At 64.1% G+C, this 8600-nt stretch carries 9 protein-coding genes; 5 read left to right on the top strand and 4 right to left on the bottom strand.

Annotated features, from left to right (window positions below):
- Positions 1-104: 104 nt before the first annotated feature.
- The 3 genes from cobM to UW3_RS0108980 all read left to right on the top strand — a co-directional run bounded on the left by cobM (position 105) and on the right by UW3_RS0108980 (position 1923).
- Positions 105-851, top strand: a complete 747-nt coding sequence (gene cobM / locus UW3_RS0108990; protein WP_010222028.1) for a precorrin-4 C(11)-methyltransferase — start codon at positions 105-107, stop codon at positions 849-851.
- A gap of 43 nt (positions 852-894) precedes the next feature.
- A complete protein-coding gene (locus UW3_RS0108985) occupies positions 895-1140 on the top strand; it encodes a DUF1272 domain-containing protein (protein WP_010222027.1) in 246 nt (81 codons plus the stop codon).
- A 117-nt stretch (positions 1141-1257) separates the two neighbouring features.
- Positions 1258-1923, top strand: coding sequence for a TenA family protein (locus UW3_RS0108980; protein ID WP_010222026.1), 666 nt, complete (start codon positions 1258-1260; stop codon positions 1921-1923).
- 20 nt (positions 1924-1943) lie between these two features.
- Here the strand turns inward: UW3_RS0108980 and UW3_RS0108975 are convergent, their stop codons facing one another.
- Positions 1944-2858, bottom strand: a complete 915-nt coding sequence (locus tag UW3_RS0108975) for a site-specific integrase (protein WP_010222025.1) — start codon at positions 2856-2858, stop codon at positions 1944-1946.
- Positions 2859-3039: 181 nt separating this feature from the next.
- A complete protein-coding gene (locus UW3_RS27840) occupies positions 3040-3843 on the bottom strand; it encodes a hypothetical protein (protein WP_145997602.1) in 804 nt (267 codons plus the stop codon).
- A 120-nt stretch (positions 3844-3963) separates the two neighbouring features.
- Here UW3_RS27840 and UW3_RS0108965 point away from each other — a divergent pair, with 120 nt between their 5' ends.
- The gene (locus UW3_RS0108965) at positions 3964-4611 is read left to right on the top strand and encodes a DUF1345 domain-containing protein (protein WP_010222023.1); all 648 of its coding nucleotides are present in this window, start codon (positions 3964-3966) and stop codon (positions 4609-4611) included.
- Here UW3_RS0108965 and UW3_RS0108960 read toward each other — a convergent pair.
- Positions 4537-5793, bottom strand: a complete 1257-nt coding sequence (locus UW3_RS0108960) for a pyridoxal phosphate-dependent aminotransferase (protein ID WP_010222022.1) — start codon at positions 5791-5793, stop codon at positions 4537-4539. The genes UW3_RS0108965 and UW3_RS0108960 overlap by 75 nt on opposite strands.
- Before the next feature lie 308 nt (positions 5794-6101).
- Here UW3_RS0108960 and UW3_RS0108955 point away from each other — a divergent pair, with 308 nt between their 5' ends.
- Positions 6102-6362, top strand: coding sequence for a DUF1652 domain-containing protein (locus UW3_RS0108955; RefSeq protein WP_010222021.1), 261 nt, complete (start codon positions 6102-6104; stop codon positions 6360-6362).
- Here the strand turns inward: UW3_RS0108955 and UW3_RS0108950 are convergent, their stop codons facing one another.
- Positions 6363-8447, bottom strand: coding sequence for a putative bifunctional diguanylate cyclase/phosphodiesterase (locus UW3_RS0108950; protein WP_010222020.1), 2085 nt, complete (start codon positions 8445-8447; stop codon positions 6363-6365). It lies immediately after the preceding gene.
- Positions 8448-8600 lie beyond the last annotated feature (153 nt).

Here is an 8600-nt window from a genome sequence, read left to right as displayed (position 1 = left end):
CCCGCCTGCGGGTACCGCGCAGCCTGCAGGCCGACGCCAGCCTGGCATTGGCCTGCGCCACCGATTTTCGCCGATAATCGGCACTTTCCCAGCAAGGACTCTCCATGACCGTCTATTTCATCGGCGCCGGCCCCGGCGATCCGGAGCTGATCACTGTCAAGGGCCAGCGCCTGATCCATCGCTGCCCGGTGATCATCTACGCCGGCTCCCTGGTCCCGGCCGCAGTGCTGGAAGGCCACCGCGCCGGGACGCTCATCAACAGCGCCGAACTGCACCTGGCGCAGATCATCGACGCGATCAAGCGCGCCCATGACCAGGGCCAGGACGTGGCCCGGGTGCACAGCGGCGACCCGAGCCTGTATGGCGCGATCGGCGAGCAGATCCGCTACCTGCGCGAGCTGGGCATTCCCTACGAGATTGTCCCCGGCGTCACCGCCGCCGCGGCCAGCGCCGCCCTGCTCGGCTGCGAACTGACCTTGCCGGGCATCGCCCAGAGCGTGATCCTCACCCGCTACGCCGACAAGTCACCGATGCCGGCCGGCGAGCAACTGGCCGATCTTGCCCGCCACCAGACCACCCTGGCGGTGCACCTGGGGGTCAAACACCTGGCGAGGATCGTCGAAGAACTGCGCCCGCACTACGGCGATGACTGCCCGATCGCCGTGGTGCACCGGGCGACCTGGCCGGACCAGGACTGGGTGCTGGGCACCCTGGAGACAATTGTCGAGCTGGCCGCGGCCAAGGATTTTCGCCGTACCGCGCTGATTCTGGTAGGCCGGGTGCTGGGCAACGATACCTTCTCGGAGTCGGCGCTGTACCGCGCCGGCCACGCCCACCTGTATCGGCCCTGAGCGTATACACTGACGATTTCCCCCTGCCTGCGAGGACCTGAGCATGCTCGAACTGCGCCCGAACTGTGAATGCTGTGGCTCTGATTTACCCGGCGATAGCCCGGATGCGTTGATCTGCTCGTTCGAATGTACCTTCTGCCGTGATTGCGACGAGCTTCAGCTCAAGGGCCAGTGCCCTAATTGCGGCGGTGAACTGGTCAAGCGCCCGGCCCGCTCGGCGGCCAAGCTGGTGAACAACCCGGCGTCGACCCAGCGCATCGTCAAGGAACAGGGCTGCCCGACACATTGAGGTGAGCCTGATTGGCAAGGCATGGCCTTGCATCGCCGGCAAGGCCGGCGCCCACAGGATCGGCAAGCACCGACGTCCTGGCCTTGCTGTATGGATTCGACCACCAAGGGGTAAACCGTGGATATCTTCGAGCGCCTGAAACAGGCCGCCAGCGCCGATTGGCACAGCTATGTCGAACACGACTTCGTTCGCCAGATGGGTGCCGGCACCCTGGCGCAGCCAGCGTTTCGCACGTACCTGGTGCAGGATTACCTGTTCCTGATCCAGTTCGCCCGCTCCTGGGCCCTGGCCGCCTACAAGAGCCGCACCCTCGCCGATATCCGCGCCGCCCAGGCAGGGCTGGCGGCGATCCTCGACGAAACCGAGCTGCACGTGCGCCTGTGCGAGCGCTGGGGGCTGTCGCCCGCGGACCTCGCGGCGACCCCAGAGCACCAGGCCACGGTAGCCTATACCCGCTTCGTGCTGGACTGCGGCGCCGCCGGCGACCTTCTAGACCTGCACATAGCCTTGGCGCCGTGCGTGATCGGCTACGCCGAGATTGGCCGCAACCTGACGCCGAACGGTGTCCAGGCGCTGGGCGATCATCCTTATCGCGAATGGATTGGCGAGTACGCCGGTGCCGGTTACCAGGGCGTGGCCACCGCTGCCCGCGCGCATCTGGATGAGCTGGCGGCCCGGACCATGACCGAACGGCGATTCGAGGAACTGGTCAAGGTCTTCGCCCAGGCCTCGCGGCTGGAAGCGGACTTCTGGCAGATGGGGCTGGAGGCGGCTGGGCAGTAATCTAGAAGCAACTCCACAGGTCAGTAATCGTAGCGATCCACCGCCCTGCGCCGCTCGTTGTCATCGCGCATGTCGTAGTTGGCGGTGGTCTGGATGTTGGTGTGGTGGGCAAGCTTTTGCGCGATCGACAGGTCATGCTCCTCGATCACCCGGGTGATGAACGAGCGGCGAAAATCGTGGGGCATGATCTTTACCCCGACCTGGGTGCCGCGCTGGCGGGCGATGTAGTAGATCGCGTGCTTGGTGATGCGCTCGCGGGTAATGTGGCTGCCACGGCGGATCCGGTTGAACAGGAACTCATCGTCGGCCTGCCCTTCAGGCAACTGCTCGCGGCGAAACGCCAGCCAGGCGTTGAGCTTTTCAAAGGCCCAGGGCGGTGCGTACTTGATCAGTTGCTTGTTGCCCTTGCCCAGCACCTGCAGGCTGCGCTCATCAAAGTCCACCTGGCTCAAGGTCAGGTTGACCGACTCTGACTTGCGCATGCCGGTGCCATACAACAAGGCAATCACCGCCGCATCGCGCAGGCCCTGGGGCCGCGGGTCGGCGGCGCAGGCGTCCATCAGTTCGCGGATCAGGCTGCGCTTGAGGTTGCGCCCGACCGGCAATCGAGCGCCTTGGGTTGGCTTGACCGTGCGGATCTTGAGCAATTGCTCCTGGCTGATCAGGCTCAGGCGCCAGGCCTCGTTCATCACCCCGCGCACCGCGTTGACGTAAAGCGACGAGGTGTTCGGCGCATAGCCGTCGGCGCGCAAGGCCGCTACCAGCGCGGTGACATGCCCGGGCTCAAGCTGGTGCCAGGGCACCTCGGCGATGTCGCAATCCTCGAAGCCCAGGCGGTCGGCGGCATCCTGGAGGATGTACTTCATGGTCAGCTGGCTGGACGGCGCCAGGCGGGCGAGGTATTGCAGCAAGGGGTTTTGCAGTGAATCGGACAAACCGGGAATCCTGTAGAGCGCAACAGAGGTCAGGGGCCTGCAACGGGCCAGTCTGACTCGTGACAGCGCCGCGGCCACTGACCTGCATCACGATCAGGTCTTTGATTGGCAAGTCTTTTTGGCCACGGCAAGAATCCCGATAGTACCTCATCGACGCCCTTGGAATCGATTGAGGGCAATTTCATGGCACCGGCTCATCCAGGTACAACTGCACGGTCTCCGGGGTCAGCGACAGGACTTCATGGGTCAAGCCGTCGTAATCGGTCTCGCCCCGTTCCAGGTAGCCATCGCGGCGCTTGACGATGTACGGCACATAGCCGCGCGGTTTACCGGTGTCGGTATCGATCATCTGCAGGCGCTTGCCGTACAGCGGCACAGGCTCGATCTGCGGGACCAGGGGCGGACGACCGGCATCCACCTGGTAGGGAACCCACTCCGGCAGCCGGTCGCGGTGCTTGGCCACTTCGCTGAGTACCTGGGCGACCGGCAGTTGCATGGTTTTCGAGTAGTAGGCGTTGTAGGGGAAGGCGGTGATGCTCAGCTTGCAGGGGATGCTGGTCTTGCCCGCCAGCAGGCGATGGATTGCCGGCTTGAGCAGCGCCGTCTCGGTGCTGCGGTCCGGGGTGGTCTTGTTGAAACGTGCCCAGACCACATAGTTGTAGCCCCGGACTTCGGAGATGCCCTCGAAGTCCACCCCGCCGCCCAGGTTGTAGATCATGGCATGACCGACGGTGAAGTCCTGGTCGTCATCCAGGGCGCACTTGAGCCACTCACCGATCTGCCCGTCGCCGGTGTGCCGTTTGAACAGGCTGACAATCTCTTCATCGCTGCGAAAGCGCAGATAGTAGGAGCCGTCGTGATAGGTGAACGAACTGAATTCCAGCGGCATCGATTCGATGCCATGGCTGCAACCGCCGAGCGACAGGGCAGCGCCCAGGGCGCAAGCGGCCAGGCGTAGAGAGGGGGCAAACAAAGGCGGCGTCATCCATGAGCATACAAGGCGCGCAAGAATGCCCAAGGCCACGCCTGCCAGCAAGCATTTCCGTGTCCGGTGGCCGAGGCGATGGGCTACAGTTGCCCAGATACCCTCCCGACCTGAGGCCCCATGGCTTTCCATCGACTGACCCGCACCCACCCGCGCCTGAGTTTTTCTGCCGTTGTCGGCAGCCTGAGCGGCTGGCTGATCCCGGCCGATGGCCTGGTTCAGCACATCCTCACCGGCTGGAACATCGGGGTCTGGCTGTACCTGCTGCTGGTGCTGTGGCTGACGCTGCGCGCAAGCCCCGAGAAGGTGCGCGAAGTGGCCTGCATCGAGGATGAAAACGCGGGGCTGGTGCTGTTCACCGTCAGCATCGCGGCAATCGCCAGCCTCGCCGCAGTGACCCTGCAACTGGCCGCCAGCCGTGGTCTTGTCGGCGGCCCGCAGATGCTGCACTACGTTTATACCGGCTTCACCGTCGCCGGCTCCTGGCTGATGATCGGCATGATTTTCAGCCTGCACTACGCCAGGCTGTTCTACACCGCCGGCAGCAAGGAGCCGCTACTGCGCTTTGCCGATGGCGAGCTGAACCCCGATTACTGGGATTTTCATTATTTCTCCTTCACCCTCAACGTCGCCGTGCAAACCTCGGACGTGGGCGTGGCCGACCGGCAGATGCGCCGCATCGTCCTGGCCCACTCACTGGTAGGTTTTGTTTTCAACACCGCGATTCTGGGTTTTACCATCAATATTGCCGCCGGCCTGCTGAACTGACGGCACGCCTTCGAGCACCTCGGCGGCGCAGCGGGCAATGCGCTGGCAGGCCTGCTCCAGGCGCTCGCTGTCGAGCACCAGGCCAAAACGCAGGTGCCCGGCGGCGCTGGGGCCGAAGGCATCGCCGGCCAGCACCGATACCCCATGTTCCTCCAGCAGGCGCTCGGCAAAAGCCTGGGCACCCATGCCGGTCTCGCGGATATCGACCATCACGAACATGCCGCCATCGGGCTTGTGCACGCGGATGCCCGGGCAGCCTTCAAGGCTGGCGCAGACCCGGTCACGCCGCTCACGGTAGGTGTCGCGCATTTGCCGCACCTCGGGCAGGTCTTGCTCAAGGGCCACCTGGGCGGCGTTCTGGATAAAGTCCGGCAGGCCATAGAGCATGCACAGGGCCAGGTTGCTCAAGTGCTCGGTCAACAGCTGCGGGCCGATCACCCAACCGACCCGCCAACCGGACATGGCATGGGACTTGGACAGGCTGTTGATGGTCGCGCTGCGCTCGGCCATGCCCGGCAGGCTGGCCGGGCTGAAATGCTTGCCCTCAAACAGCAGCTCGCTGTAGACCTCATCGGAGATCAGCCACAAGTCATGTTTGATGCACAGGTGCGCCAGGCGCTGCCAGGTGGCCTTGGGCAGGCTGGCGCCGGAGGGGTTGTGCGGGCTGTTGAGCAGCAAGGCGCGCGTGCGCGGGGTAATCAGCCGAGCGACATCATCGGCGTCGACCCGAAAGCCCTGCTCCGGGCGCACCGGCACCGGTACCACCCTGGCTGCGCAGGCGCCAAACACTGCCTCGTAGGTCACGTACATGGGCTCGGCGACGATCACCTCGTCGCCCGGGTCGAACAGGCACTGGGCCACGCCATACAGCGCACATTGCGCCCCGGCCAGCACCACCACTTCCAGCGGGTCGACCGGCTGCCCGCTATGTCGGGTGTGGTGAGCGGCAATGGCACTGCGCAAGGCTTCGCTGCCGCGCACATCGGAATAATGGGTATGGCCGGCGCGCAGGCTGTCGATGGCGGCATCGACAATCGGCTGAGGGGTATCGAAATCCGGGTCGCCAATCGACAGCAGGATGATGTCCCGGCCCTGGCCTTGCAGTTCGACGGCACGGTAGTGGATGTTCCAGGCTGCAGCACCGTCACCGGCGATACGTTGGGTGAGCGCGGAATAACGCATGGACGGTCTCCTTGACTGAACCCGGACGCGCCATTGGTCTGAAACTCCCTGGCAAGCATCCCAGCCGACTGCCGGTAAAAATAGCAGAACAGCGCGACAGCACGCGGTGAAATATTGCCGGCAAACGTTTGCCGGGAAAGGGAAAGTGTCCGCCCTGCCCTCCAGTGAACGTGACCTGGGTCAAACAATCGGAAAACCGTCATGATCGGCGCCGGACACTGGCGCCAGTGATGCTATGTTTAGGTTTCCCGTCGGGTCCCACCGACCCGCCCACTCTTGCGTGAGGTTCACCGTACACGGAGGCCGGCATGAACAAGCTGACGTTCCCCAACGCCTGCCAGATGATGCGCTGGCATTTTCATCCGCTGGGCTTCGAGGCCAGCATGGACGCCCCGCGCAGCATGGTGGCGCGCCTGTTCGACCGGGCCACCGGCGAAACCTTGCTGGCGGTTGCCGGCATTCCCTGTGCCACGCTGATGCCTGCGGCTGACGTCGAACGCATCATCGAGGCGGTGGAGGCGGAACTCGACGCCTTCCAGACCTCCTGCAACCTGCGCGCCGCCGGCTGATCAGCTGGCGGCCAGGGGCTCGCGCCCTCGCTCGATATCGGCAATGAAGCGCTCGGCCGGCTGTGGCTGGCCGAGCAGATACCCTTGCAACGAGTCACACCCCAGCCGGGTCAGGAAACTCTGCTGGCGATCGGTCTCGACCCCTTCGGCAACAATCCGCAAGCCCAATGCCTGGCCCAGGGCGACGATTGCCGAGACGATGGCGGCATCGTCGCTGTCCTGCTCCAGGTCGCGAACAAAGCCTCGGTCGATCTTCAGCTCGTTGGCCGGCAGGCGCTTGAGGTACATCAGGCTCGAATAGCCGGTACCGAAGTCGTCAATGGACAGGTCCACGCCCATGTCCGATAGCCGCTGCAGCACCTGCATGCTGGCATCGGCGTCGCGCATGGCGGTGGTTTCGGTGATTTCCAGGGTCAGGCTGTTGGCCGGCAACTGATGCCGCGCCAGCACCTTGGCCACACTCTCGACCAGCCCTGTGTGACAGAACTGGATGGCCGAGAGGTTCACCGCGATGCGCCAGTTGCTGTGGCCTTGATCGATCCAGATGCGCATCTGCCGGCAGGCCTCGTCCAGCACCCATTCGCCGATCGGGATGATCAGCCCGGTCTTCTCCGCCTGGACGATAAAGCGGTCCGGCAGCATCAGGCCATGCTGCGGGTGCTCCCAGCGCAGCAGTGCCTCGGCGCCGATCGGCTGGCAGTTGTGGGCATCGAACTTGGGCTGGTAATACAGGCAGAACTGCCCCTGCTCCAGGGCCACGCGCAAATCCTGCAGCAGTTGCAGTTGCAGGCGCGCGTTGCTGTTCATCGACACGTCGAAGAAGCTGTAGCCGTTCTTGCCAGCGCTCTTGGCGTGGTACATGGCCGCGTCGGCGTTGCGCAGCAGCTCATGCTGGTCGATGCCATTGCCCGGGTACAGGACGATACCGATGCTCGCCGAAATCTGCAGGTTCTGCTCGGCGACGCGAAAGCTGCGCGAAATCAGGTTGACCTGCTTGGCCGCCACACCCACGGCGTCGTCGGCTTCCTGCAAGTCGACCAGCAGCACGAACTCATCGCCGCCGATTCGCGCCAGGGTATCCTGGCTGTGCAGATGGCCGCGCAGGCGCAGGGCGACTTCCTTGAGCAACTGGTCGCCCATATGGTGGCCGAAGGCGTCGTTGACCGGCTTGAAGCCGTCCAGGTCGATGAACATCAGGGCGAAACAACCACCCTGCTCGGCCACCTTGCTGATCGCCTGCTCGATACGGTCGGCCAGCAGCGTACGGTTCGGCAGGCCGGTGAGCGTGTCATGCAGGGCCAGTTGGGTCAGTTCCTGGTTGGCCAGGGTCAGCGAGCGCGCAAGTTCGGCTGTACGGGCTTCCAGGCGGGCATCCAGTACCGAGGTCAGCAAGGCTGCGGCCAGCACCGCCAGGGTAGTGATCAGCACCAGGTAATCCAGGCCGTTGCCACTCAGGCCCTTGCCCAGCGCTGCGCAGTAGCTGCCTTCAGGGAAGTTCGCCGCGGCCATGCCGGTGTAATGCATGCCGACGATCGCCATGCCCATGATGATCGCCGCGCCGCCACGAATCTGCCGCACGTACAGGGTTTGCTGGCGCAGGCGGAAGGCGATCCACAACGCTGCCGCCGAAGCACCGACTGCAATCAGCAACGAGGCGCTGAACAGCGTGGGGTCGTAGTCGATGCCCGGCGCCATGCGCAGCGCCGCCATCCCGGTGTAGTGCATGCAGCTGATGCCGCTGCCCATGATCAGCGCACCGAACCCCAGTTGCAGCCAGGGCAAGGTCGGCTGGCTGACCAGCCACAGGGCAAAGCCCGACGACAGCCCGGCGATCAGCAGCGACAACAGGGTCAGGGTAATGTCATAGCCCAGCTCGATCGGCAGGCTCAGGGCGAGCATGCCGATAAAGTGCATCGACCAGATTCCGGTCCCCATGGCCAGGGCCCCGCCGCAGATCCACAGGTACACCGCACGGCCCTTGGCGGTGGTGATCCGGCCGGTCAGGTCCAGGGCGGTATACGAAGCAAGGATGGCCACACACAGCGAAATCAATACCAGCGAAGAGGAATAACTACCGATCAGCATGAGGCCTTCCACAACCCGTAGGCCGGGCACTGGCAAGGCCCGGGTAAAAGCCGATGATTGTACTCAACCTTTGGCGAAACGCACGGAGTTTTCGGTGGAAGATGGCAATAGCGAATCATCGCCATCTCAGGCAATTTCTAGAATATAAACTTC

Source organism: Pseudomonas donghuensis (assembly GCF_000259195.1).
Taxonomy (GTDB): Bacteria; Pseudomonadota; Gammaproteobacteria; order Pseudomonadales; family Pseudomonadaceae; genus Aquipseudomonas; species Aquipseudomonas donghuensis.
The sequence above is the reverse complement of the archived record's forward strand: the minus strand, read 5'-3'. Positions and strand labels throughout refer to the sequence as shown.